Source organism: Deltaproteobacteria bacterium, from assembly GCA_022340465.1.
Lineage (GTDB): Bacteria > Desulfobacterota > Desulfobacteria > Desulfobacterales > B30-G6 > JAJDNW01.
Genome location: JAJDNW010000100.1, coordinates 57933 through 81800 on the forward strand (window position 1 = coordinate 57933; position 23868 = coordinate 81800).

Below are 23868 nucleotides of genomic sequence, written 5' to 3' on the forward strand. Positions count from 1 at the left end.
ATGCCCGAAACCGACGCCCGACTTCTGCTGGTCGATGACGAAACCGTCTTTCGCCGGAACCTCGCCAGACTGTTGCAGTCGCGAAACTTTACGGTTTTCCAGGCGGAAAACGGCCATGACGGCCTCGAGCTCCTGCTCCGGCAGCCTGTCGAGGCGGTTATCCTTGATGTCAAGATGCCCGGCATGGACGGCATAGAAACCCTGCGTCGTATCAAGGCCGGATATCCGGCCATCGAAGTCATTCTGCTTACCGGGCAGTCGTCGGCAGCCGATGGCGTGGCTGGCATGAAAGCCGGCGCTTTTGACTATTTGAGTAAACCCGTGGAGATCGATCACCTGGTCGGTAAACTGAAACAGGTGCATGAAAAAATTGGACTTGAAGAGGCCCATCACCGGGAAGCGGCTTTCCGGGAAAAAATGAAAAAGCGCATGGCGGCTGCGGAGCGTCTCGCCTCCCTGGGAACGCTGTCCGCCGGCCTGGCCCATGAAATCAACAATCCCCTGGCCATCATCGGACAGTCGGTGAAGTGGATTCAACTGCGGCTGAAACCGCACGCCCCGGGCAGCCTGATTGTATCGAGGGCTGACATGGAGAAAAGCCTGGACAATATCAACACCTCGGTTGACCGGATTCGGCGCATTACGCATCAACTGTTGGGATCGGTCCGCCGGCAAACACCCCGGATGGATGAAGTCGACCCGAAGCAGTTGATCGATGAGGCCGTCGAGCTGGTCAAAGGGTTGGCCGGCGACAAAGGCGTCGACATTCGCAAGGATTTTCACGGCGGCCGGCAACGCATCTGGAGTGATCCGGGCGCCTTGCGGCAGGTACTGACCAACCTTATGATCAATGCGGTGCAGGCCTCGGGCAACGGTGGCAGCATCACGGTTTCCACGGACAAGTGGGATGATGGCGTGCAGATGCGTATCGAGGACAACGGCGAGGGCATTCCGGAAGAAAATCTGGAACGCATTTTTGAACCTTTTTTTACCACCAAAGCGCCCGGAGAAGGCACGGGCCTGGGCCTGTTTGTCATCAAAACCATTATGGAAAAGCTTGGCGGAAGCATCGACGTTCACAGCCGTGTGGGACAGCGGACCGTCTTTACGCTGCGCCTGCCCAAAATAGATGCCCGGGACCGGGAGAAGCGGCGCCGATCCTCGAACCCGGGTTGATTTCACCCAAACCTCATCGTTCGGGTAGGGTTGCAGTTTACCTGTTCAGCAGGATCTAATCTGAGCGATTGACGACCTAGGTAGCCGTTGTCATGGTGCGGATAATGGGCGGTTTCCAGGCGTGAGACCATGCGTGGCACCCGGTATTGCGTCGAAATTTCCCGGCAACCGCTATAGTGGCATTCATTTTGCTTAAATAAGCTTAGATAGGCTTAGACAAAAGGCGCAATAAACGGAAATTGATATGTATTAACCCGACATCAGAGGAGGCATTATCTTATGAAACGACCTACCCGCTTAATGATCGTAGACGACGAAAAACGCTTTACCGAAATGCTGTCGCTGACTTTGGGAGAGATGGGGGTGGGCACTGTGACGGCTTTCAGCGGAAAAGAATGCCTCGATAAGCTGGCGGAAAACGATATCGATGTCGTCATCCTGGACATCAAGATGCCCGGCATGGACGGCATCGAAACGCTGAAGGAGATCAAGAAACGGTTTCCTCTGGTGGAAGTCATCATGCTGACCGGTCACGGCACGATCGAAACGTCGGTCAAGGGGATGAAACTGGGCGCCTTCGATTACCTGCTCAAGCCGCCGGAATTCGATGAACTGCTCAGCAAGGTGGCCGACGCCCGCGAACGCAAGGACGCCCACGAAGAGAGAATCCGCCTCGCCGAAAACCAGGAACTGCTGCGGGAAAGCCGCAAGGGAGGCCGGAAACCTTTTTGAGGCGCTTGCGGGGCGCGCGACCGTTTGCATCCATCCCCGCTTAACAATAGTCTTTGAATGGTTACCTATAAGGGGCCGATGGGAAAAAAGCGCGTAGCTCATAGCTGATAGCGTGCCATGAGTTATGACCTGTCAGCTATGAGCTCATCTCTGTTTCTCTCGGCCCCTGGACCCTGTTTCATATGCAGCGGTCAGGTTTATGCCACACTGGGATAGTCTTTTACCTCAAGCCCCAGCGCCAGCAGCGCATCCGTCAGATGGACCACACCGATGGGCTTGCCCCGGCGAACCACGACCATGCGCTGGACGTCGTTTTCCAGCATCTTCTGGACGGCACTGGATATCGTATCGTCAGCCGACAAAGTCGGCCTGACCGGGGTCTGCCCCTTGTAGAGGCGTATAATTTCAATGACTTTTTTTTGTTCCACTCTGGCATCTCATTCTGCGCCAGTTACGCCTTGGCGTGGTTGCCCTCGAACCCGGTTCGGGCTCTTTGCGAACAAAGGCGGCGACATTGCTTACCTTATTTTCACCTAAGTCGATGTGGCTATCAACCTGTAAACCAAATTCCAGTCTGACGGTAGGCAAAGCAAAATAAATGCCAAAGCCGGGAATCGGTTTCCCCCTATAAGCGTGGATGACCGATTCCCCGATATACCTTGCCCTAAGCTCTTTCCACCTGCAGAACACCGGACCCTAAGTCGGGATTAGGTCGAAACAATTCCTCCCCAAAAAACGCCTCGATTGTCTCTTGCGGGGATACACCCCTGTAACCCCCGAGTTGCGTCCCTGCCGACAAATCTCCCTGTCCCATTCGGTCCCAAATAAAAATATCATTTATAATCAATAGATTATCAAATAAAAGCCGCCTGTCCGTCGTTGGCACACCCCTTGAAATAACTGAGGATAAGCAAACCGGGCCGCAACGGGCGCGGTCGACGACAGGTTGATGCCCTGCCGAGCCGCCCATCGGAAAGGAGATCAATCAATGGAAGTAACCATGCTCACTGCTCTGATCATCTTCTGCATCAGCATCGTTCTCGTCATCACCGGCATCATCGACACGGTTATTGCCGCCTTTCTGGGGGTAACGGCCATGATCGCCTTCCATGTCATGACCGATGTTCAGGCCTTCAAGGTCGTTGACTGGAATGTCATCTTCATTCTCATCGGCATCTGGATTATCGCCACCTATCTCGGCAAGACCGGCCTGCCGGAGTACCTGGCCACGCGCCTGCTGATTCTTTCCAAGGGAAGCGTGCCCCTTTTCATAACGCTGATCGGGGCTGCCGCCGGCTTCGTTTCTTTGCTGGTGGACAACGTGGTGGTGGTGCTGATGTTCGCACCGGTCCTCTTTGCCGTGAGCCGCCGGTATGCCTTCCAGGCTTACGGCGCCATTTTGTTCATCGGCCTCTGCTCCAACTTCATGGGGACGGCCCTGCTTCTGGGCGACCTGCCGCCCCAGCTGCTGCACTCCGTAACCGGCATCGAGTTTAGCGGTTTCCTCTGGCATTCCGGGCGGCCCTCCTCCTTTTTCGTGCTGACCGCCACCTATGCCGTCGTGGTAGCTCTTTTTTACTGGATTTTTTCCAGAAAATTCAGAGGGCAGAAAATGAACTTCAACGCCGATGAGGAAAACCCCTCCGAACACCTCAAAAGCCCTCTCTTTGTCTGGATCGTCAGCCTTGCCTTCGTCGGCACCGTGGTGGGCATGGCCATCCGGCCGGTGTTCGGCGTCCACCTGGGCATGATCACCCTGTGCGGCGCCGCTTTGCTGATCCTTTTTCTGGAAATATTCAAAAAGAAACTCGAAGCACCCTCTTTTGAAGAGATCCTGGCCGAACTGGACTGGCGCGCGGTCATGTTTTACGTGGCCCTTTTCGCTTTGGTGGGCGGGCTGGAAAAAGGCGGTGTCATCGAATCCGTGGCCCATTGGCTGGTGCCGTTCATCCAGTCCAGCCTGATTCTGGGAACGACGGTGCTGTTCTGGGTGTCGGCTGCCATTTGCGGCATCGTCGAACACGACGCCTATATCCTGACCCTGCTGTATGTCATCCGCGACCTGGCATCTCAATCGGCGGCCGTTGAACCCTGGCCCCTTTACTGGGCCCTGCTCTGGGCCGGAACCCTGGGAAGCAACCTGACCATCGCTGGAGCACCGGCCCTGTTCGTAGCCGTGAACCTTGGAGAAAAGGAGGACAGGCGCAAGGTGCCCCTGAAGGAGTTTTTCAGCTACACGGTCGTTTACGTGCTGGCCTCTCTGGGCACCTGTTTCATCATTACCATCCTGCTGTGGGTGCTGCCCTATTTGTAAACTGACTGAGGACAACGATGTCACCGTTTAGCACAAAACGATCTTTAACCCGAAAAAAAGGAGGATCATCATGACTGTGGAACAGAAAAAAATGGGATGGGAAGTCGCCCGTGAGCTGGAGGCGAGCAAACCCTCCATGTCCGACCGGGCAAAACTTTCCGGGAAACAGTTGAAGACGCTGCTGATTTATGCCGCTACTTTCGCGGCCCTCTTTCTCGTAGCCGTCTGGCTGGCCGGTAATCCCTTCGAATTCACCCAGAGGCTTCCCTCGGCCTTTGTCAAGGCCAAGGGATGGGTGGGAACCAACAACTGGATGATCGTCTGGTGGGTGGTCCTGGTCTGCGCCTTTTTCGAGTACATGGATTCGGCCGGCGGGATGGGTTACGGCACGGCCCTCACCCCCCTCATGCTGATGGCGGGGTTCGATCCCAAGCAGATCGTCCCCTGCGTCATGATCACCGAGATGTTCACCGGCCTGATTGCGGGGTTGATCCACGGGGAATTCGAAAATGTTTCCTGGCAGTTCAAGCCCATGAACGAAACCACCAAGCTCGTCGTCATCGTGGCCGTCATCGGCATGCTATGCGTCGGATTTTCCATTACGGCGGCCTACAAGATATTCAATGTGGCCAAGTTCTGGATCAAGCTGTACGTGGCGGTGCTGCTCATCGTCATGGGCATCTGCTCTCTGCTGACGGCCAAAACCTTCAAGAATTACCGGCCCAAGTGGATGTGGCTGTTTGCCGGTTTGGCGGGCTTCAACAAGGGCATCGGCGGCGGGGGCTACGGCCCGGTGGTCACCGTGGGCGGCCTGTTCGCAGGCGTGCCCGTGAAAAGCATGGTCGCCGTGACCTCCCTGGCCGAGGGGGCGACCTGTCTCTTTGCGGTGATTGTCTGGTTTGCCCTGCTGACCAGCGGCGTGGTCATCGACTACCTGCTGCTGCCCTCCTTTGTCATCGGCACCGTTCTCGCGGCCGTCGGCGCTCCCTACACCACCAGAATTCTGCCGGAAAAATTCTGGAAATGGGTGGTCCCGATTTACTGCTGCATCCTGGCCGTGCTCTGTTTCTGGAAGCTCTGGCCGGACATTCAGAAACGGCTGCTTTCCTAGTCACAACACGCCCCGTGCTTGGGCACGGGGCGTGTTCACCACGGTCAAAAACGGATGCCCGGAGGCGCTGAGCCACAGCCCTCGCACCCCGGATCGATACGCACGGGCTCCGGGAGAAGGGGAAACCACATGAAAACGATTACGGATTACAACCAAGCGTCTCTGTTCAAGCGCTGGTGGAGCGGCCGTGACTATCTCCAGAAACGAATGATCCGCATGTGTCTGTCCATGCTGGTGATGGTCGTCTGCTTTCCATTGTATTATCTCGGCCTTTTTGGTAGTGTGGAGGGGCCTTTGAACCCCGCCGGCATCGGTGATTTTCTCGCAAACATGGGAATGACCCGCACCCACTTCATGGTGCTCTTTCTTTCCTTTTTGATTATCGCCGTATCCTGGAACTGGATCTACAACGCGGTCAGCATGGGGATCGGAGCACGTCTGACATGCAGTCGCAAAATGGGCGAAGACGGGCATCTGTGCGCCGCCCGGGTGACACGCACGAAAGTGGCCCACAAAAAAACAGGGCGCGTGACCGTCACGTACGTGTGCGCCCGAGGGCACACCGGAACCGATGCGCATTTTCACCCGCTTACAAAAGGAACCTTCAGCCACACGCTTTGGCTGACGTCGCTTTGCTTCTGCGTCATCGTGTTTTTCATGTCATGAGGTAGCTGCCATGGACAAAGGCATTCGGGTTCTACTGGTGGACGATGAAGAAACCTTCGCCCGCAACCTGGAGCGGCTGCTGAAGTTCAGGGGGTTCGACACCGCCGTGGCCCTGGATGGATACAGCGCCCTTGCCTCGCTGCAGGACCCGTCCGGATTCGACGTCGTGGTCCTGGATGTCAAAATGCCCGGGATGGACGGCATCGCCACCCTCAAACAGATCAGGAAAAGCCGCCCCAAGGTGGAGGTGATTATGCTCACCGGCCACGCTACCGTGGAGTCCGGTGTCCAGTCCATTCGTGAAGGCGCCTACGACTACCTGATGAAGCCCTGCGACATCGAGGATCTTGCGGAAAAAATCAGGGAGGCCTGCCGGGTGGAGCAGATCAGGAACAAGCCGGTGCTCTGGCCCCGCAACCGCGTCAAGGAGATCACCTGGCCCGTTTTTTTCAAGCTGCGGACCACGGACCGGCTGCAAAGGGCATTTAACCTGTTTAACCGGGAGAAACGGCTGCCGGCCTGGGAATCTCTCTACATCCTGGACCGTGCGGACCACCTAGTGGGCACCGTCAAGCGCAGCGACCTGATCCAGGCCGCCCGGCAAAAGGTTCCGGACAAGCCCATCGACTGGTCGGACCTGAAGTGCGACCCGGAATTGCTCCCCGATATGGACATTGCAGCCGTCATGCGCACCGGCCCGCACATAACCACCCACCCCGAAGAAGCGTTGACAACGGCCGCCCGGCGGATGATCGAGCACAACATTCGCTGTATGCCGGTTGTGGACAACGACAGGGTCAGGGGATTTATCCGGCTACAGGATATATTTCAACATGCAAACGACACCAGCCAATGATTTTCCCTATTTCAGAAAATTGTGGCGCAGCATTACCGCCGCACTGTTCGCTGCCGCATTTGCCCCGTTGATTCTGATCGGCGGCAGCATGTACTACTATGCGGTTTCGGCGCAGAAGGAGCAAACCGTCACGGCGCTCAGCAGGGAGGTCTATCTCCACCAGAAGGCCATCGACAGCTTTTTAAAAGAGCGCATCCTGGATCTCAAGTCCATGGCCGAAACCAGCGACTTGTGGGAACTGATTCAGCCGGGTGCCCTGCAGAAAGTGTTCAACGCCCTGCAGCCCGGAGCGAACCAAACGCTCTACACCGATCTGGGTATCATCGACCAGGATGGACGGCATGTGGCCTATGTGGGCCCCTACGATCTGATCTCCCGCAATTATAAGAATACGGACTGGTTCCCCGCCGTCATGGCCTCCGATGCCTATATCAGCGATCTTTTCGGCGGCTTCCGCAATGTTCCCCATTTCATCGTCGCCGTGAAAACGAGGCAGAACGACCGCGACTGGATCATGCGGGCCACGATCAAGGCGGAATACTTCAACCGCATGCTCTTCGAGGCGTTCGGTACAAAAGGCGATGAAGTGATGCTGGTCAACCGCCGGGGTGACTACCAATGGATTCCCCACCGGCAGGATCTCATGATGACACCGTCGGGCCTGGAGATTCCCGGACATTTCGACGGCTACCGGATCGCACCGAACGGTTCGAAGCTGACAGTCATGGCCTGGCTCGACAATGTGCCCTGGCTCTGCGTGGTCCGGATGGACAGAAGAGCGATTTTCGCTCCCTTGAACCGCCAGCGCAATGTGGGCATTTTCGTCTTCATCCTGGGGGCCATACTGATCGGTCTGACCATTTTGCTGACAACCAATTACCTTGTACAACGGCTGGAAGATAAACGCAGCAAAATCAACCTTATGAGCCAGCACCTCCGCCAGGCCAACCGGATGACCCTGTCGCTTCACCTCTATGAAGGCTTTTTCCGTCAAATGAACGATTGCCTGGCAAACATCGGCAGTGCCGCGGAATGGATCGGCCAGATCAACCGGGAAGGAGGACGCCACGATGAGATACGCCGCGATATCGAAGCCAGCCTCGTCCAGATTCACGGTGAAATCAAGCGTTCCCAAAAGACCCTCCAGGAGCTTTCTCACTTCAGCCGGACAGAGGACCCCATCGTGCGCCGGGTGGACGTCAACGCCATGCTCGAAGAACTGGTCGACCTGTTCCGGCGGGAATTCTATTTCAAGGCCGTCGGCCTTAATAAGGACTTTGAAAACGACCTGCCCTGGGTCCGCTGCGAGCCGCAGCTGCTGCGCCAGGTGTTTCAGAACCTGATGGTCAACGCCCTGGAGGCTGTCGGGAAAAACGGAGAAATTCACCTGAAAACCCGCACCCAGGGCGCCATGATCCAGATCACCGTTGCAGACACCGGCAGGGGCGTGCCGCCGGATCTCGCGGAGACGCTCTTTGACCCGCTTGTCAGTCACCAACCGGGCAAACTTGGCCTGGGACTCGCCATCTGCAAGGATTTGCTGACAAAAATGGGTGGTGACATCCGGCTGTTGCATAATTCCGGACAAGGCGCTGCATTCATGGTTGACCTCCCCCATGCTTAAAAAGGAACACATCCGCCAGGCCATCCAGGGCATTGCCGCCCGGGACCCGGATATCGGTTACACCCTGGACACCATGCTGGGCATGGGCCGCATCACCCCCGCCCGCTCCGCCCCCCATACGAAAACAGACGCGGGAAGCGGCGGGGATTTTCAGTTTCTGTTCGACGGAGAACCGGTGGCGGTCAGGCGGATCATTTTCTTCAATACCGGCCCGCCCTACCTTGAAGAACTGCTCCTGATCCAATACGGGCGAATGCTGAAAAAGCAGTCCTATGCCCGAAAGGGTGCCGGGGTCGCATTCCAGAAGGCCGCCCGCGAGATCAACACCTTCGGCCTCGAGTTCATGGTGCGCCACAAAATTGACCAGGCATTGGCCCAATTGCGGCAAGACGGCCGCGCTCGGGGCCAAGGTGCCGCCGCCGGGGGCGAGCATGGCTCCGGCGGCCGCCACCAGCAGAGCATCCGTCGCCTGGAAATGCTGAGAAAAAACGAAGCCAGCGATTCGACGCTTCTGCAACTGGCGTCCGCCAAGCCCCCCCCGGAAAACTGTTTCCGGGGCCTGCTCGCTGACGAGACCCCCGCTTTTTTTATGCCGTTTCCCTTTTGCATGGAGGCCCTGACCCAGTCCGCGGACCTGAACCTGGAATTTTTTCACGTGGGGTTCCTGCTGGACTGCCTCGGCCGGGGAGTGGCGGACAACCTCTATGCCTGCCTCGTGGACAGGCGCCTCATGGGCATGGTCTATCTGACCCTGAAAAAGGCCTACACAACCCGAACGCTAAAGATCCAATACATTGCCTCGGCGCGCGCGCGGGCGGGCACGGAAACCCTCGAGCCCACAACGGCGCTGAAAGGTGTGGGCACCCTGCTGGTAGCCGGTGTCTGGATGGTGTGGAAAAACCGACATCCACAAATCAGAGAGCTGGCCCTCGATTCGGAAGTCGGGGCCCGGCAGTTCTATGAGGGCATCGGGTTTCAGCCCCGCGGATTGTCCGGGCTGTTCCTGAAAAAACCGCAGGGACGCCTGGCAGCCGCCATCGTGAATATGGCCGCTCACCGCCGGGAAATGCCTGCAAACCTGATCAGCGAGATTCAAGCCGTCGTCAGGGACCAGGCTAAAATTCTGGCGAAACGGGACTTCTTGCGAAGGAAAAACAGGCGGGAAATGTCCCTGGAGGCAATCAAGGCCTGTTTCAAGCCGGGAATTCCAAACGCTATCCGGTCGACGGCCGGCGACGAGGTGAACCGGCACCGCCGCTCCATACCGGAATATGCAGAGCTGCTGAAACTGATGGGAGAGCCGTGATGGAACCTCTATTGGCCGTTGTCAGCGATTCACGCTACCGCCTTCACCTGGAAAACATGTCTCACCTGGAAAGCCCGCGGCGGCTGCAGGCCCTGGATGCCATTCTGCAGCATGCCCCCTTCGCTAAGCGGTGGATGGGAGTGGAGCCGCGCCTGGCAACGGTCGAAGAAATCGGCTGGATCCATTCGGCAGCCTACATCCAAAAGGTCGAAAAAACATCGGGGTGTCAGCTGTCGTCCTTCGACATCGACACTCAGGCCAGCGCCCGCTCTTATGACACCGCCCGTCTCGCCGTAGGCGGCGTGTTTGCGATGCTGGATGAAATCATTCGTGGGAGGGTGCGGCGGGGGTTTGCGTGTATCAGACCCCCGGGCCATCATGCGGAAAAGGAAAAAGCCATGGGGTTCTGCATATTCAACAATGCAGCCCTGGGCGCACGCTATCTGCAGACGTGTTACGGTCTTGAAAAAATCATGATCGTCGATATCGACGCCCATCACGGCAACGGCATTCAGTCCGCCTTTTACGACAGCCCGGCGGTGCTTTACACATCCTGGCATCAATTTCCCGGCTTTCCCGGAACCGGCAATTTGAACGAAATGGGGAACGGCCCGGGGCTGGGATTCACGGTCAACATTCCCCTGGGCAAGGGGCAGGGGAACCGCGATTTTGCCAGGATTATCCGTTATCTGATACGCCCGTTGGCGTTGGCGTATCGGCCGCAAGTCCTGCTGGTCCCCTGTGGTTTCGACCTATACCGGCGCGACCGCTTAGCCGGCATGGCCTGCACGCCGGAGGGCTACGCCCTGCTGGCCCGGCTTTTAATCCAGATAGCTGAAACGGTCTGCCAGGGTCGCATCGGTTTTATCATGGAAGGCGGCTACAGCTTAAGAGGCATCGAGGCCTGCGGCCTGCGCCTTTTGCAGGAGCTCTGCGACCTGCCCACCCTGCCCGAAAAAACCCTGTGCAATGCCGGTCTGTCCCGCCCCCTGCCCTTTTCCACCCTTTACAAGGTCATTCAGGTACAGAGGGCCCACTGGCCGTCACTACGGTAACCTACTTTTTTTTGGGAAAAACATCGAACACCGCCCGGGGTGATTCCACTACCTTGTGGATGTTCGACTGCATATCGACTTTCTGGGCATCGTCCTTCTTTTTCCAGGCGCCCTCGATCTTTTCCACCAGTTCGTCGATTTCACAGGGTTTGGTCAGGTAGTCGTAGGCCCCCAACTTAATGGCTTCCAGAGCGGTATCGATGGACCCATGGCCGGTCAAAATCAACGTCTCGGTGAAAAGTCCCAATTTCTTTATCTCCTGCAGCGTCGCAATGCCGTCCATGCCCGGCATTTTAAGATCCAAAACAATGACGTCGAAGGACGCTTCCTCCAGTGCATCGATGGCGGTGCTGCCCCGGTTGACCGCGGTGACCCGGTACCCGCGGCTGTTCAATAGCCTCGACATGTTGTTCGTAAAAATTTCTTCATCGTCCACCAGTAAAATTTTGGCTCCAATCATTTTTACGTCTCCTTTTTAGGCAACATGGAAAACTCCCCGCAGCAGCCGGCCAAAGGGGGGCCGCCCTGTGTGGAATGGATCTGTTTCGCCTCTCAACGTTTACCTGGACTCAAGCGGCAACCTCCTTTGCCAACTCCCCGGGGGGACGCAGGGGAAGCCACAACTCGAACTCGGTCTTTCCGGGTTGGCTGGTCACACGGATATCTCCTCCCAGGCGCTGTATAATGCTGTAGCACACCGACAGACCCAGTCCGGTCCCCTTGCCCACCGGCTTGGTGGTAAAAAAGGGATCGAATATTTTTTCCAGGTGTTCCGGACGGATGCCCGCACCGGTATCGGCAACAACGACCCGTACCCCCTGCCTGGCTTCATCGGTCCGGGTGGTTATGTTGATGGCGCCGTAGGGCATACCCTCGTGGGCGTCCCTGGCATTGGTGACCAGGTTCAGAAAAACCTGCTGCAGCTGCGAGGGGTCGGTCTGGATCTCCGGCAGGTCTTCCGCCAGATCCGAAAAAAACCGGATGCCCTCGGAGCGGGCTTCCCGTTCCATCAGCTCCACAATTTCACCGACAAACCCGTTCAGGTCGATGGGCTCGATCATCGATTGCGTCCGCCGGGAAAAGCGCAGCAGGTTCTGGGTAATCCGCTTGCATCGCTGAATCTGCGTGTCTATTTGTGCCAGTGAATTTAAAAACTGTGATTTGAACGCCGCGTCCATGTCGGCAACGCGGCTGCCCTCGTCCAGCAGAATCTGTCGCTCGGTGAGGATGATGGCCAGCGGATTGTTGATCTCATGGGCGACACCGGCGCTGAGCTGCCCGATTGCGGCCATTTTGCTGGCCTGCAAAAATTGCTTGTTGAGCTGGTCGGCTTCCACATCCCTTCGCTTGATCACCGTAATCATGTGCCGGGTCACTAAAACCGTAACCGCCAGAATGATCAGCGCACTCACGTGCAGACCGACGAGGGTGAGAAGGTTGGCATGGTTGACGTCGTTCAGGGCTTCGGCGTAGTCCTGACGGATCATCAGGAGCCATCCGGGTTCTTTCAGCCAGGTCCGGGCGGCGATCTGTCTGGGAATTCGCCTGTTTTCCGCATCCAGGGCATCTTTCTGAATGTCGACACGGATATCCCCGTGAAATTCTCCCGGCGGAAAAGGCGCTTTCTGCATGATGCTGCCGCTGAACTTTGGATTGGTCTGAAACACCCCTTCCCGGTTCATCAGCAGCACCTCGCCGGACTTGCCGACCTTGGCGCTTTCCACCAGGGAGCGGAAAATGTCCGTGTCCACCGTGGCCCTCAAGATCCAGCGCCCGATGCCTTCCTCCTCCCTCACAACGGCGATGATGAAGTGCGGTACCCTCCTGAATCCCATGAACATATCACTGATGAACACCCTGTTTTGCATGGTTTTCTTGAACCATTTTGTGCCGGCATAATTCTTTTCCAGAAGATCGAACGGACCGATGTAGGCCAGATGGTTGCCGGCGGCATCGATGATCCCCAGGTCGGTGATCGATCCGTCTTCGCCGTTGAGGTTTTCAAACACGCGATTCAAGACGGATGGATCCCTCAATTGGTCGAGAGATCCGGTCTGGGCCACCGCGTTCAGCTTGGACACATGTTCTTTAAGAAACAGCTCGATGATGGTGCGGTGGTGGGCGAGCTGGGTTTTCAGGGAATCGATCATGCGCTCCTTGGCAAAACGGGTGTAGTGGATATTGATCCCCCATCCGACCAGCAGCAGGGGGACCAGTGAACAGACCATGGTCATCAGTACAAACCGCCTGAACAGCTTGGCATAATGTGATTTCTTGGGCGATTCCGATTCCACTGGATGGCCCCGGGTGTCCGGGGAAAGTTTAGGCTTCATGGCATTCCTTTCTCGATGTGCGAACCGCCTGCTTTGTGTCCCCTTCGAGGAGTCTCCACATCGTTTTCCCTGCGTGTTGATGCGATGATGACCGGTCATGCATCGATCATGCACCGTCGGGTTTTGGATGATCATTCTTCGGCAGCAGCATATTCAACTCATACTCACCGGCATCCCGGGATCTCTGAATCTTGAACCCCAGCTTTTTACCCAGGGCCAGCATCTCCTTGTTTTCCGCTAAAACGGTGCCCCAAACCCGCTCGATGTTGTGCTCGGCGGCGATGGAAAGGCAGCGTTTGAGCAAGGCCGCCCCGATGCCCTTACCCTGCCAGTCATCCAGGACCATCACGGCAAATTCGGCATTTTTCTGGTTGCGTTCGGTAATGACGCGGCCAACGCCCAACAGCTTGTCTTCGGTGTTTGACTGACTGAAGGCCACCAGAGCGATTTCCCGGTCATAGTCGATCTGGGTGAAACGGGCCAGCAGATGGTGCGGGAACTGCTTTAGCGGCGTAAAAAACCGCATGTAGACGCTCCGCGGGGAAAGCGAATTCAAGAGCTCGGACAATAACGGGGCATCCTCGGGCCGAATGGGACGGATAAAAATGGGAATGCCCGTGCGGGTCCTGGTGTGTGTTTCGTATTGAGCCGGATAAGGGCTGATCGACAGGTGCAACGGGGACCGGATGCCGGAAGGCTTTATGAGAACACGGGCATCGACCGCCAACGGACCCGACGGCGTCAGCACCAGTGGGTTGATATCCAGCGCCTCTATTTCCGAAAAATCGATGGCCAGCTGTGACAGACGGATGAGGATCTCTTCGAGGGCGTTCAGATCTGCGGGCGGCATATTGCGAAATCCCTGCAGCAGCCGGTAGACCCGGGTCTGTTCGATCAGCTTTCGGGCCAAAAGGCGGTTCAGGGGAGGAAAGGCGATGGCATGATCTTCGAGCACTTCGGTAAAAGCACCACCCATACCGAAAAGGATTACCGGACCGAAGTCCCGGTCTTTTTTTATCCCCAGAATCAGCTCGCAGTCTGCAGCCGCGGCCATGGGTTGAATGCTGACCCCGTTAACGCGGGCATCCGCACGATGTGACCGCGCGTTGCCGACGGCCTGGTTGAATGCGCAGCGCACGGCATCTTCATCGTTCAGATCGAGAAAAACCCCGCCGGCATCTGATTTGTGGGTGATGTCCGGGGAGTCGATTTTAAGAACCACCGGAAAACCGATGGCGCCGGCCTGCTGAACGGCTTCCGTTTCCGTGGCCGCCGTAACGATCGTGTTGACCGGGATACCGTATGCCGCCAACAGCGATTTGGATTCCGCCTCGGTAAGCTGCGAATTGGATTCCTGCAGGGCCTTCTGCACGATCAGCCGCCCGGCCTCGCGATCGAACTCCAGTCGTCTGGACAGCCTGGACGGAATCTCCTGCAGCATTTTTATATTTTCGGCATACCGATAAAGGTCCATAAAGGCGCGTACGGCCCGCTCGGGCGTGTCGAACGTCGGTATGCCGGCCCGGTTGAATATATCGTGGGCACGGCGTATGTCTTCGCCGCCGACCCAGGAGGTAAATATCGGCAAGGACTTGCCCTTGATCGAATCGATCAGGGACGCGGCAATGGCCGTCGTGTCGACGAGGGCCTGGGGTGCGGACATGATGAGGATACCGTCGATTTCCGGCGCTTCGACACAGATGTCGACCACCCGGCAATAGGTTTCGGGGGTGGATTCCCCCAGCATGTCAATGGGATTCCCCCGGCTCCAGTGGGGTGGCAGTACCGCGTCCAGCTTCTTTATGGTTTCATCATTCAGTTGAACGGGATCGTACCCGTAGTCGGATAAGGTGTCGGCCGCCATCACCCCCGGGCCGCCGGCATTGGTAACGATGGCCAGGCCGGGTTTCCTGGGATGGGGTTGTTTGGACACCAGCTCGGCGCAGTCCAGCAACTCTTCGAAGGTTTTCACCCGCAGAATGCCGGCCCGTCGGAAGGCGGCGTCATAGACCGCATCCTCACCGGCGATGGCACCGGTATGCGATGCCGCCGCCCGGGCTCCCGCCCGGGTCCGCCCGGCTTTGAGGGCAATGATCGGTTTTACGCGGGAAACCGCCCGGGCGGCGCTCATGAATTTTCGGAACCGGGTCAAGCTTTCGACGTACATGACAATGCTGCCCACGTCTCTCTGCCCGGCCAGATAGTCGATCATATCACCGAAATCCACATCCAGCATATCCCCGAGGCTGACCACATAGCTGAAACCCATGTTTTCCTTGATGGACAGATCCAGAATGGCCGTGCAGATGGCCCCGCTCTGGGAAATAAAGGCCATTTTCCCCGCCAGAGGCATCTGGCTGGCAAAACTGGCGTTCAGCTTGCACCGGTTGGCGATGACGCCCACACAATTAGGCCCGACGATGCGGATTCCCGACGCCTGCGCCTCTTTGCGGATGGCGGCTTCGATGTCCCGGCCCTGGCTACCGATCTCCTTGCCGCCCGACGAAATGATGACGGCGCCGCCCACCCCGGCTCCGGCGCATTCTCTGACAATTTCGGGTGCCGTGACAATCGGCAGGGCGATCAAGGCCAAATCAATCGGTTTCCCCACACCGGCAACGGAGGCGTAGGCCTGCCTGCGCCAGAGGTGCTTATGACGCGGATTGATGGGAAAAATATCGCCATCGAACCCGTGTTCGATCAGATTCTGCATCAAAGCGGCGCCGACACTGCCTTTGCGTTCGCTGGCGCCGACCACTGCAATGGATTCGGGTGCAAATATACGATCCAGATTTTCAATGCCCATGACACCATTCCTTGGCTGTTATCTATACCGTTGCGGTGTTGAGATTTACCCTCAACGTTGCAGAAGCCTGAGGGCTTCAGAGTCAAGACGCCTGAGGGTCAAGTCGTAGTTCTTTACTTCGAGTCCTCAATAACGCAGAATCTGAAGTTCTCAGGCTTTCCCGAAGGGTAAACAACATGGTAAAACAGAAATCATCCTCAGATGCCACAGGGCGTGATATCCAAGGCATGACGCCATCGATAGTATGCTGAAAATAATGACAAAACATTATGTTATCGTTACCATGTTGTTTATGCAGCCATGCGGCTATTATTGGGCCACCTTGTACGGGTTCACCACCATGACCGGTACCGGAGAGCTTCTGACAATCCGTTCGGCCACCGATCCCATGATGATCTTGTCCAGTCCTTTGCGACCGTGGGTCCCCATGATGACGAGATCGATCACGTGGGACAGAATGTAATCCATGATCATTTCCGCGGCATCCCCGGAAAGCACTGAAGCCGTGTATCCGGGTTCATAGGTACCGAAATGGGTGTCGGCAAACTCGTCAAGACTCCGTTCGGCACCTTTCACGATTTCCTGCTCCATGGCGCATATCGAAGCGGCAGGGACGTAGATGCCGCTGAAGTAATCGAAAATCCTGGCGACGAAAAGCAGGTGGATGGTTGCTTCAAACTTCGCGGCCACTGTTTTTACGTAAGGAACGATCCGGGGGGATGACTCCGACAGATCGACCGGATAAAGAATATTGTCGAATCTTTCCATGCAGGCCTCCTTTCTTACCGTCCATGGGCCCCTTCTGGCGGACGCCGATCGTATGGTGCCCAATCAGTAAAACCCAAGCCGACAATCACTCAATTTAGGTAAAAGCAATTGATATGCCAGTTTCCGTAAGCCCCACCTTTTTTTTGGTATGAAAGTTGCTCTCCACATGACAGGCGTGATTGGCGATAAATGATTGTGCTGTTTTTTTAAATTAAACCTAAGGTGAGCGATTGTCGGGGACTGCCCCGCCAAGGGCGGGGTTGCCGCACATACAAGGAAGGAGGATACATTGAAACCATACCCAATTCTGACGCCGGAGGAAGCGGTAGCCGGCATTAGACACCGGCAAACCGTCGCTTTCAGCGGATTCACACCCGCCGGCGCAGCCAAGGCCGTCCCCAACGCCCTCGCCGCCAGGGCCCGGGAGCTCCACGATCGCGGCAAAGCATTTAAAATCCGGGTCCTTACCGGCGCCTCCAGCGGGCAAAGCATCGACAACCATCTGGCCGAAGCCGAGGCTATTTCCTGGCGGGCACCCTACCAAAGCGGTCGCGCCATCCGCGGCCAGATCAATCGTCAGGAGGTCGAATACGTTGACATGCACCTGTCCCACCTGCCCCAGACGGTGGCATTCGGCTTTTTCGGCCCTATCCACTACGCGGTGGTGGAAGCTTCCGAAATCACCGCGGATGGCCGCGTGTACCTGACCACTTCCATTGGTGCCTCGCCGACCTATCTCAAATATGCCGACAAGGTGGTGATCGAATTGAACCGCCGGCAGTCTCCACGCCTGCGGGAAATGGCGGATGTTCTGGTCATGCCGCCGCCGCCCAACCGGAACCCGATTCAGGTCTTCGATCCGCTGACCCGCGTGGGCTGGCCCTATGCCTGGGTGAATCCCGCAAAAGTAGTCGGCGTTGTCGAAACCGACGAACCGGACCACGTCGACAGCTTTACGTCTGCGGATGACATCAGCGAACGCATCGCCGGACATGTCGTCGATTTTCTTCTGGCAGAAGTGCGCAAACAGCGGATCCCCAAGCGGTTCCTTCCCCTCCAGGCGGGCGTCGGCAACGTAGCCAATGCGGTGCTGAAAACGTTGGGGGAGCATCCCGACATCCCCCCCTTTAAAATGTATACGGAAGTACTCCAGGATGCCATGGTCGACCTGATGGGCGAGGAGCGCCTCGAGGCCGCCAGCGCCTGCAGCCTGACAGTCACCGGCCAAAAGTTGAAAACCATTGTGGACCACTTCGATCACTTCGGTCCTAAAATCGTCCTGCGTCCCCAGGAAATTTCCAATCATCCCGGCATTATCCGCAGGCTCGGCGTCATCGCCATGAACACGGCCCTGGAAGCCGACATCTATGGCAACGTCAACTCCTCCCATCTCTTCGGCATGGATATACTCAACGGCATCGGTGGTAGCGGCGAATTCACGCGTAACAGCTATCTATCCATCTTCATGACGCCTTCCATCGCCAGGGAGGGCCGTATTTCCTGCATCGTTCCCATGTGCCCGCACATCGACAACAATGAACACTCCGTGCAGGTTCTGGTCACCGAGCAGGGGCTGGCGGATCTGCGCGGACTGGGGCCCATGCAGCGGGCGAAAACAATCATCGACAGATGCGCCCACCCAACCTTCCGGGACTATCTGCATCGCTATGTCTCGACGGCAAGGGTCGGCCATATCCGTCATGATCTTGCCCGCTGTTTTGAACTTCACCGCAATCTTCTGGAAAAAGGCAGTATGCTTCCTGACTGAACCGCGGCAGAGGACGAATGTGTCCACAATTTTTACACACCTGTAAACAGTTTTACCACAGTAGCGAGCGATATAGTTCTTTTCCGGGACGCCTTCCATGGCCACGGACGGCCGTGGCTGGTTGACATTTTTCGCCGGGGATTACCTCCGGCTTAATTAATGGAGCCATCGGGGAGTTTTTTCCGCCATCCCTGCGTGCCTGTCCTCGACCCGACATCATACCGGGCAGGCACGCAGGAATGACGAGGGTTGTAAGCTAACATTGCCCGGCCTTTCAATTAATTGAAGGCCCGGAGAATGTTGGCAAGGGCCTTGTTCATTGCGTCTGTTGTGTCCGTTGCGTTGGTTGAGTGACTCGCTTGCCCGGTGAACCAGCCAACCCGACGAACCCGTTAGCCCGACAAGCCCGCTACCCCAGGAAACAGATCACCCAAATACTGGTCAAAACATTTGAGCCTGCTTTGGTACAAAGCTTGCAGAAAGCAAAAGCAGGTAGTGGCCGGAAACAGATAGGAAACAGGATGGATTGAAACACACAGCAAAAAGGAGATTGAAATGAATTTTCAAAAATTGCTCAAATTGTACGGTGTTGCCATGTTGATCCTGATGATGGCCGCACCCGTGGTATCCGCCGGGCCCAAACCGGTCGTCATCGGTCTGCAGGGTCCCATCACCGGACCGTGGGCCTATGAAGGTCAAATGGCCCGACAATCCTGTGAAATCGCCGCCAAGCTCATCAACGAGCGGGGAGGCATTCTGAACGGCCGGCCGGTGGAGGTGCGCGTGGTGGATGACGAGGGGCAGCCCAAAACCGGTGCGCTGGCCGCGACCAAGCTCTGCGGCCAGCGGGATGTGGTGGCATCCGTTTCCACCTACGGGTCTTCCGTATGTGAGGCCGCCATGGCCATTTATGAAAAACGCAAAAAAGTGAACATCGGTTACGGGGTGACCGCCGTGCGTCTGACCCAGAAAAATTTTGACTACTTTTTCCGCACCTGCGGCAGGGACGATGCCCAGGGAAACTTTTTTGCCAAAGTTGCCGACGAAAAATTCCATGCCAAGAAAGTGGCCATCATGCATGACAACACGGCTTTCGGCAAGGGGCTGGCCGAGGACGCCCAAAGGGGCCTCAAGCCGCTCATCGACGCCGGCAAGCTGGAGCTGGTGTACTTCGATGCCATTACCCCCGGTGAAAAGGACTTCCACGTTCCCCTGACAAAAATCAGAGAAGCACACCCGGACCTCTGGTATTTTACCGGCTATTATGCGGAAGCGGCCCTTTTAGTCAGCCAGGCCCGGGATATCGGCATCACCTGCCCCTTCGTGGGCGGCAATGCCGCCATTAACGACGAATTCGTAAAAATCGCCGGATTGCAGGTAGCCAAAGGGTGCTTCATGACCAACGAGCCCCTGCCTTCGGACCTGCCCTACCAGGAAGCATCCGCCTTTTTGAAGGCCTATCGGGACGCCTACGGAGAAATCCCCTCCAGCCCTTGGCCCGTGTATGCGGCGGACGCCTTCAGCATTATTGCCTATGCCATCGACAAGGCCGGCACCACGGATTCGGTAAAGCTGGCCGCCTACCTGCGCGACGAGGTGAATGCCGTCGCCGGCATCACCGGCCCGGTTGGATTCACCAAACAGGGTGACCGTGAGGGGTTGCCTTACTATCTCTACATGGTGGACGACCATGGCCACATTGTCATCTCCAACTAAAGCGTTTCCGACGGCTTCTTTGCCGGCCGAAGGCCGGCAAAGAAGCCCGGATTCCGAACCAATCGGCGAACATGCTGATCAGGGGTAAAAAAGATGCAGGTCATTTTTGAACAGATTGTCAACGGGCTGACCCTCGGTGCCTTTTACGGCTTGATTGCCCTGGGGTACTCCATGGTCTACGGTGTTTTGAAACTGATCAACTTTGCCCACGGCGATTTCTTCACGTTGGGCTCCTATATCGGCTACACCCTGTTGGTCGTCGGTTCGGCCATGGTGTCGTCGGTCTTCGGCCTGTGGGGCGGAATTCTGGCGGCTACCCTCGTGGCGGCCTTGTGCCTGGCGCTGGTCGGCATGTTCGTGGAAAGGATCGCCTACCGGCCCATCTACGCTTCCGGCCGTCTGCCGGCGGTGGTGTCCGCATTGGGGGCGTCCATCGTGCTGCAGAACACCATTATGGTCATCTGGGGGCCCCGATTCCAGGCCTATCCGGCAGCACAGATACCCAATATTCGCTTGAACTGGCTGGGAATGAACATCACCCTTTTGCAAGTGGTAATCCTGCTCATGTCGTTCATTATCATGGGCATCCTGTATCTGGTGATTCAAAAAACCATCTTCGGTGCGGCAGTGCGTGCAACGGCCCTGGATCGCGACACCGCCTCTCTCATGGGGATCAACTTCAACAAGGTCATCTTCTTTATTTTCACCCTGGGACCGGCGCTGGGGGCGGTCACCGGCGTAATGGTGGGCCTTTACTATCGCCAGATTAACTTCACTATGGGGTGGAACTACGGCCTCAAGGCGTTTACGGCCACCATCCTGGGCGGCATCGGCAATATACCCGGGGCCATGTTCGGCGGCATTATTCTGGGAATCCTGGAAATGCTGGGAAGTGCCTATATATCCGCCGCCTGGAAAGACGTGTTTGTCTTCTTGATTCTGATCCTGGTCCTCATTTTTCGTCCCACCGGCATCTTTGGTGAAAAACTAGCGGAGAAAGTATAGCCATGCAACAGTCAAGATTGAATGCATTGAAAACATGGTCGACTACCGGCGTCAAAGGGTATGTACTTATAATTGCGGGCGTGCTGCTGTTCCCTTTTCTGGTCAGTGACTACGCTATCGATGTGGTCTTCTTTTTTGGATTGTACGCTCTTTTAGGTTTAAGCCTGAACATCGTGCTGGGTGAAGTGGGGCTCTTCGATCTGGGGCATGCCGGCTTTTACGCCATCGGTGCCTACACGACTGCCATCCTCAACACCATGTTCGACATCCCGGTTCTTTTGTTGCTGCCCGTCAGCGCTGTCACCGCGGCCCTTTTCGCGTACCTGGTTTGCTCCCCGGTCATCCACCTGAAAGGCGACTACCTCTGCATCGTCACCATCGGCATGGGCGAAATCGTCCGGATGGCCCTGCTCAACAACCCCTTCGACCTCACCGGCGGTCCCAACGGTGTTTTCGGCATCGGCAGCCCGTCGTTAGGCGGCTTGCTGGTAATCGAAACCTCACGGCAGTTCTACTTCTACATTTGGATTCTGGTGGCCTGCACGATTATTGGATTGGTGATGCTGCAAAACTCCCGTATCGGGCGGGCCTGGAACTGCATCCGCGAGGACGCAATTGCCGCGGAAGCCAGTGGCATAAACGTGAGGCACTACAAACTTCTGGCCTTCGTTCTCGGCGCCTCTCTGGCCGGGGTAGCCGGCAACATTTTCGCCACCAAACTGATGATCGTGTCTCCTGAAAGTTTCAGTTTTATGGAGTCCTGCATGATGTTCTGCATCGTTCTTATTGGTGGCATGGGCTCCATTCGCGGCGTCCTGATCGGGGCGGCGGCCATCAGTCTGTTTCCTGAAATCTTTCGGCCCTTTGCCATGTACCGCATGCTGTTTTTCGGTGTGGCCATGATCACGATGATGATCTTTCGCCCCGGCGGCATCTGGCCGCGCCAGCGGGGCGCCCTGCACGCCCGTCCGGGGAAAGTCACGCAACCGGCTCACAGCTTGACGGCTGAAACCAAAACCATTGAAAGCGAATGCTGAGAAGGACACCATGAATACATCCCACTCAGGTGAAATCGTTCTGGAAACCAAAGACCTGACCAAACGCTTCGGCGGCCTTGAAGCTGTCAGCGCTTTTGACCTCAAGGTGTTAAGGGGTGAAATCAGCAGTCTGATAGGACCCAACGGCGCGGGAAAAACCACGGTCTTCAATGTGGTGACCGGCATCTATGAACCGGATGAAGGCCACGTCATTTTCCTCGGCGAACCCATTGGAGGCCGCAAGCCTCACCAGATCGTTGAAAAGGGCATTGCCCGTACCTTTCAGAACATACGGTTGTTTCCCAACATGACCTGTCTGGAAAACATCATGTCCGGCCAGCACTGCCGGACGACGTCAGGAACCTTCCGCTCCATTTTCAGAACGCCGCACCAGCGGGATGAAGAAAAGCGCATCCGTGACGTGGCTGAAGCTTGCCTGGACAAGGTGGGGCTCTCCCATTTCAGAAACGAACTGGCCGTGAACATCCCCTATGGCAATCAGCGCATGCTTGAAATCGGCCGGGCCCTGGCCACCCATCCGACGCTGCTGGTGCTGGACGAACCCAGCAGCGGTCTGAACCCCAAGGAATCGGAAGATCTGATCGTTTTCCTCAGGCAATTGGTCAGGGATGACCTCACCCTTTTGATCATCGAGCACGACATGAACGTGGTGATGGGCATATCCGACTGGGTTACGGTCATGGAAGAAGGTCGCAAGATAGCGGAAGGACTCCCCGAAGCGATCTATAACAACCCCAAGGTGATCGAGGCCTATCTGGGCAAAGATGACGAAGACGACCAGGAAACGAATGAGGTGATGCATGCAGCCCCTGCTTGATATTGAAAATCTTCATATAGCCTACGGCTCGGTGGAAGCGATCCAAGACGTCTCCCTCTCTCTGAATCAGGGGGAAATCGTCACGGTGCTGGGAGCCAACGGTGCCGGCAAAAGCACCCTGTTGAGAGCGATTTCCGGAATAACGCCCGTTAAGTCGGGAAACATCACCTTCGAAGAAACCGCTTTGAACACGCTGCCGGCCGATGAAATCGTCCGTCGAGGGATATCACACGCTCCCGAGGGGCGGCGGGTGTTTGCCACCCTGACCGTGGAAGAAAACCTGGCCCTGGGGGCCTACACCCACAAAAAGGAAAAGGAGCGCGTCCAGAAGACCAGGCAACGCGTTTTACAGCTCTTCCCTATCCTGGTGAAGCGGCGAAAGCAGCTGGCCGGAACCCTCTCGGGGGGAGAACAGCAGATGCTGGCCATGGGGCGGGCCCTGATGAGCGAGCCCCGGCTGCTCCTCCTGGACGAGCCCTCGCTGGGACTGTCGCCCATGTACGTTAAGCTGATTTTCAGCATTATCCGGGAAATCAATTCACAGGGCGTGGCCGTTTTGCTGGTGGAGCAAAATGCCCGCAAGGCCCTGGCGGTAGCGAACCGTGGATACGTTCTGGAGACAGGCGCAATGATGACGAGCGGCCCGGCCGCGGACTTGAGACAGGACCAAAAGGTCCAGGAAGCCTATCTCGGCGGTGCGGCTGTAAAAAAGCGGGCATAAACCAGGCTTTTCAGTCCTGCGGCTGCATGCACAACA

20 protein-coding genes are annotated in these 23868 nt (G+C 56.8%); 15 read left to right on the forward strand and 5 right to left on the reverse strand.

What is annotated here, in order from left to right:
- On the forward strand, window positions 1-1176 hold the full coding sequence (locus LJE94_14855; protein ID MCG6911388.1) for a response regulator: 1176 nt from the start codon (window positions 1-3) through the stop codon (window positions 1174-1176).
- Between the two features lie 279 nt (window positions 1177-1455).
- Window positions 1456-1908 carry a response regulator gene (locus tag LJE94_14860; protein MCG6911389.1) on the forward strand — a complete coding sequence of 151 codons (453 nt, stop codon included), beginning with the start codon at window positions 1456-1458 and terminating at the stop codon, window positions 1906-1908.
- A gap of 197 nt (window positions 1909-2105) precedes the next feature.
- Here LJE94_14860 and LJE94_14865 read toward each other — a convergent pair whose 3' ends face one another.
- Entirely contained in the window at window positions 2106-2336 is a 231-nt protein-coding gene (locus LJE94_14865) for a CBS domain-containing protein (protein ID MCG6911390.1), read from the reverse strand.
- A gap of 560 nt (window positions 2337-2896) precedes the next feature.
- Between LJE94_14865 and LJE94_14870 the strand changes: the two genes are divergently transcribed.
- The 7 genes from LJE94_14870 (at window position 2897) to LJE94_14900 (ending at window position 10840) form a co-directional block, all read left to right on the forward strand.
- The gene (locus LJE94_14870) at window positions 2897-4222 is read left to right on the forward strand and encodes a permease (protein MCG6911391.1); all 1326 of its coding nucleotides are present in this window, start codon (window positions 2897-2899) and stop codon (window positions 4220-4222) included.
- Window positions 4223-4292: 70 nt separating this feature from the next.
- The gene (locus LJE94_14875; protein MCG6911392.1) at window positions 4293-5333 is read left to right on the forward strand and encodes a sulfite exporter TauE/SafE family protein; all 1041 of its coding nucleotides are present in this window, start codon (window positions 4293-4295) and stop codon (window positions 5331-5333) included.
- Window positions 5334-5462: 129 nt separating this feature from the next.
- A complete protein-coding gene (locus LJE94_14880; GenBank protein MCG6911393.1) occupies window positions 5463-5999 on the forward strand; it encodes a hypothetical protein in 537 nt (178 codons plus the stop codon).
- Between the two features lie 10 nt (window positions 6000-6009).
- On the forward strand, window positions 6010-6855 hold the full coding sequence (locus LJE94_14885) for a response regulator (protein ID MCG6911394.1): 846 nt from the start codon (window positions 6010-6012) through the stop codon (window positions 6853-6855).
- Window positions 6833-8479 (forward strand): sensor histidine kinase, encoded by a 1647-nt coding sequence (locus tag LJE94_14890; protein ID MCG6911395.1) that lies wholly within the window; start codon window positions 6833-6835, stop codon window positions 8477-8479. The genes LJE94_14885 and LJE94_14890 overlap by 23 nt, the downstream gene beginning before the upstream one ends.
- Window positions 8472-9785 carry a hypothetical protein gene (locus LJE94_14895; GenBank protein ID MCG6911396.1) on the forward strand — a complete coding sequence of 438 codons (1314 nt, stop codon included), beginning with the start codon at window positions 8472-8474 and terminating at the stop codon, window positions 9783-9785. The genes LJE94_14890 and LJE94_14895 overlap by 8 nt, the downstream gene beginning before the upstream one ends.
- Window positions 9785-10840, forward strand: coding sequence for a histone deacetylase (locus LJE94_14900; GenBank protein MCG6911397.1), 1056 nt, complete (start codon window positions 9785-9787; stop codon window positions 10838-10840). Before LJE94_14895 ends, LJE94_14900 begins: the two co-directional genes overlap by 1 nt.
- A 1-nt stretch (window position 10841) precedes the next feature.
- Here the strand turns inward: LJE94_14900 and LJE94_14905 are convergent, their stop codons facing one another.
- From LJE94_14905 to LJE94_14920, 4 genes are all read right to left on the reverse strand, one after another.
- Window positions 10842-11300, reverse strand: coding sequence for a response regulator (locus LJE94_14905; protein MCG6911398.1), 459 nt, complete (start codon window positions 11298-11300; stop codon window positions 10842-10844).
- A 109-nt stretch (window positions 11301-11409) separates the two neighbouring features.
- Window positions 11410-13173: a two-component sensor histidine kinase gene (locus tag LJE94_14910; protein MCG6911399.1), complete on the reverse strand. Its 1764-nt coding sequence runs from the start codon at window positions 13171-13173 to the stop codon at window positions 11410-11412.
- 106 nt (window positions 13174-13279) lie between these two features.
- Window positions 13280-15979 carry a bifunctional acetate--CoA ligase family protein/GNAT family N-acetyltransferase gene (locus LJE94_14915; GenBank protein ID MCG6911400.1) on the reverse strand — a complete coding sequence of 900 codons (2700 nt, stop codon included), beginning with the start codon at window positions 15977-15979 and terminating at the stop codon, window positions 13280-13282.
- A gap of 309 nt (window positions 15980-16288) precedes the next feature.
- Entirely contained in the window at window positions 16289-16747 is a 459-nt protein-coding gene (locus LJE94_14920) for a universal stress protein (protein ID MCG6911401.1), read from the reverse strand.
- Window positions 16748-17036: 289 nt separating this feature from the next.
- Here LJE94_14920 and LJE94_14925 point away from each other — a divergent pair, with 289 nt between their 5' ends.
- From LJE94_14925 to LJE94_14950, 6 genes are all read left to right on the forward strand, one after another.
- The gene (locus LJE94_14925; GenBank protein ID MCG6911402.1) at window positions 17037-18515 is read left to right on the forward strand and encodes a succinate CoA transferase; all 1479 of its coding nucleotides are present in this window, start codon (window positions 17037-17039) and stop codon (window positions 18513-18515) included.
- Between the two features lie 555 nt (window positions 18516-19070).
- The gene (locus tag LJE94_14930) at window positions 19071-20231 is read left to right on the forward strand and encodes a branched-chain amino acid ABC transporter substrate-binding protein (GenBank protein MCG6911403.1); all 1161 of its coding nucleotides are present in this window, start codon (window positions 19071-19073) and stop codon (window positions 20229-20231) included.
- A gap of 93 nt (window positions 20232-20324) precedes the next feature.
- A complete protein-coding gene (locus LJE94_14935) occupies window positions 20325-21236 on the forward strand; it encodes a branched-chain amino acid ABC transporter permease (protein MCG6911404.1) in 912 nt (303 codons plus the stop codon).
- 2 nt (window positions 21237-21238) lie between these two features.
- Entirely contained in the window at window positions 21239-22273 is a 1035-nt protein-coding gene (locus LJE94_14940; protein MCG6911405.1) for a branched-chain amino acid ABC transporter permease, read from the forward strand.
- 10 nt (window positions 22274-22283) lie between these two features.
- Entirely contained in the window at window positions 22284-23111 is an 828-nt protein-coding gene (locus LJE94_14945) for an ABC transporter ATP-binding protein (GenBank protein MCG6911406.1), read from the forward strand.
- Complete coding sequence (locus tag LJE94_14950) at window positions 23104-23832, forward strand: ABC transporter ATP-binding protein (GenBank protein ID MCG6911407.1); 729 nt, start codon at window positions 23104-23106, stop codon at window positions 23830-23832. Before LJE94_14945 ends, LJE94_14950 begins: the two co-directional genes overlap by 8 nt.
- Window positions 23833-23868: the final 36 nt, after the last annotated feature.

What these genes read in the sequence shown, in the direction of transcription:
- LJE94_14900 (MCG6911397.1), top strand. Translation starts at nt 9,785, where the DNA reads ATGGAACCTCTATTGGCCGTTGTCAGCGATTCACGCTACCGCCTTCAC.
- LJE94_14930 (MCG6911403.1), top strand. Translation starts at nt 19,071, where the DNA reads ATGAATTTTCAAAAATTGCTCAAATTGTACGGTGTTGCCATGTTGATC.
- LJE94_14885 (MCG6911394.1), top strand. Translation starts at nt 6,010, where the DNA reads ATGGACAAAGGCATTCGGGTTCTACTGGTGGACGATGAAGAAACCTTC.
- LJE94_14875 (MCG6911392.1), top strand. Translation starts at nt 4,293, where the DNA reads ATGACTGTGGAACAGAAAAAAATGGGATGGGAAGTCGCCCGTGAGCTG.
- LJE94_14940 (MCG6911405.1), top strand. Translation starts at nt 21,239, where the DNA reads ATGCAACAGTCAAGATTGAATGCATTGAAAACATGGTCGACTACCGGC.
- LJE94_14910 (MCG6911399.1), bottom strand. Translation starts at nt 13,173, where the DNA reads ATGAAGCCTAAACTTTCCCCGGACACCCGGGGCCATCCAGTGGAATCG.
- LJE94_14860 (MCG6911389.1), top strand. Translation starts at nt 1,456, where the DNA reads ATGAAACGACCTACCCGCTTAATGATCGTAGACGACGAAAAACGCTTT.
- LJE94_14895 (MCG6911396.1), top strand. Translation starts at nt 8,472, where the DNA reads ATGCTTAAAAAGGAACACATCCGCCAGGCCATCCAGGGCATTGCCGCC.
- LJE94_14935 (MCG6911404.1), top strand. Translation starts at nt 20,325, where the DNA reads ATGCAGGTCATTTTTGAACAGATTGTCAACGGGCTGACCCTCGGTGCC.
- LJE94_14905 (MCG6911398.1), bottom strand. Translation starts at nt 11,300, where the DNA reads ATGATTGGAGCCAAAATTTTACTGGTGGACGATGAAGAAATTTTTACG.
- LJE94_14855 (MCG6911388.1), top strand. Translation starts at nt 1, where the DNA reads ATGCCCGAAACCGACGCCCGACTTCTGCTGGTCGATGACGAAACCGTC.
- LJE94_14870 (MCG6911391.1), top strand. Translation starts at nt 2,897, where the DNA reads ATGGAAGTAACCATGCTCACTGCTCTGATCATCTTCTGCATCAGCATC.
- LJE94_14945 (MCG6911406.1), top strand. Translation starts at nt 22,284, where the DNA reads ATGAATACATCCCACTCAGGTGAAATCGTTCTGGAAACCAAAGACCTG.
- LJE94_14880 (MCG6911393.1), top strand. Translation starts at nt 5,463, where the DNA reads ATGAAAACGATTACGGATTACAACCAAGCGTCTCTGTTCAAGCGCTGG.
- LJE94_14890 (MCG6911395.1), top strand. Translation starts at nt 6,833, where the DNA reads ATGCAAACGACACCAGCCAATGATTTTCCCTATTTCAGAAAATTGTGG.
- LJE94_14915 (MCG6911400.1), bottom strand. Translation starts at nt 15,979, where the DNA reads ATGGGCATTGAAAATCTGGATCGTATATTTGCACCCGAATCCATTGCA.
- LJE94_14920 (MCG6911401.1), bottom strand. Translation starts at nt 16,747, where the DNA reads ATGGAAAGATTCGACAATATTCTTTATCCGGTCGATCTGTCGGAGTCA.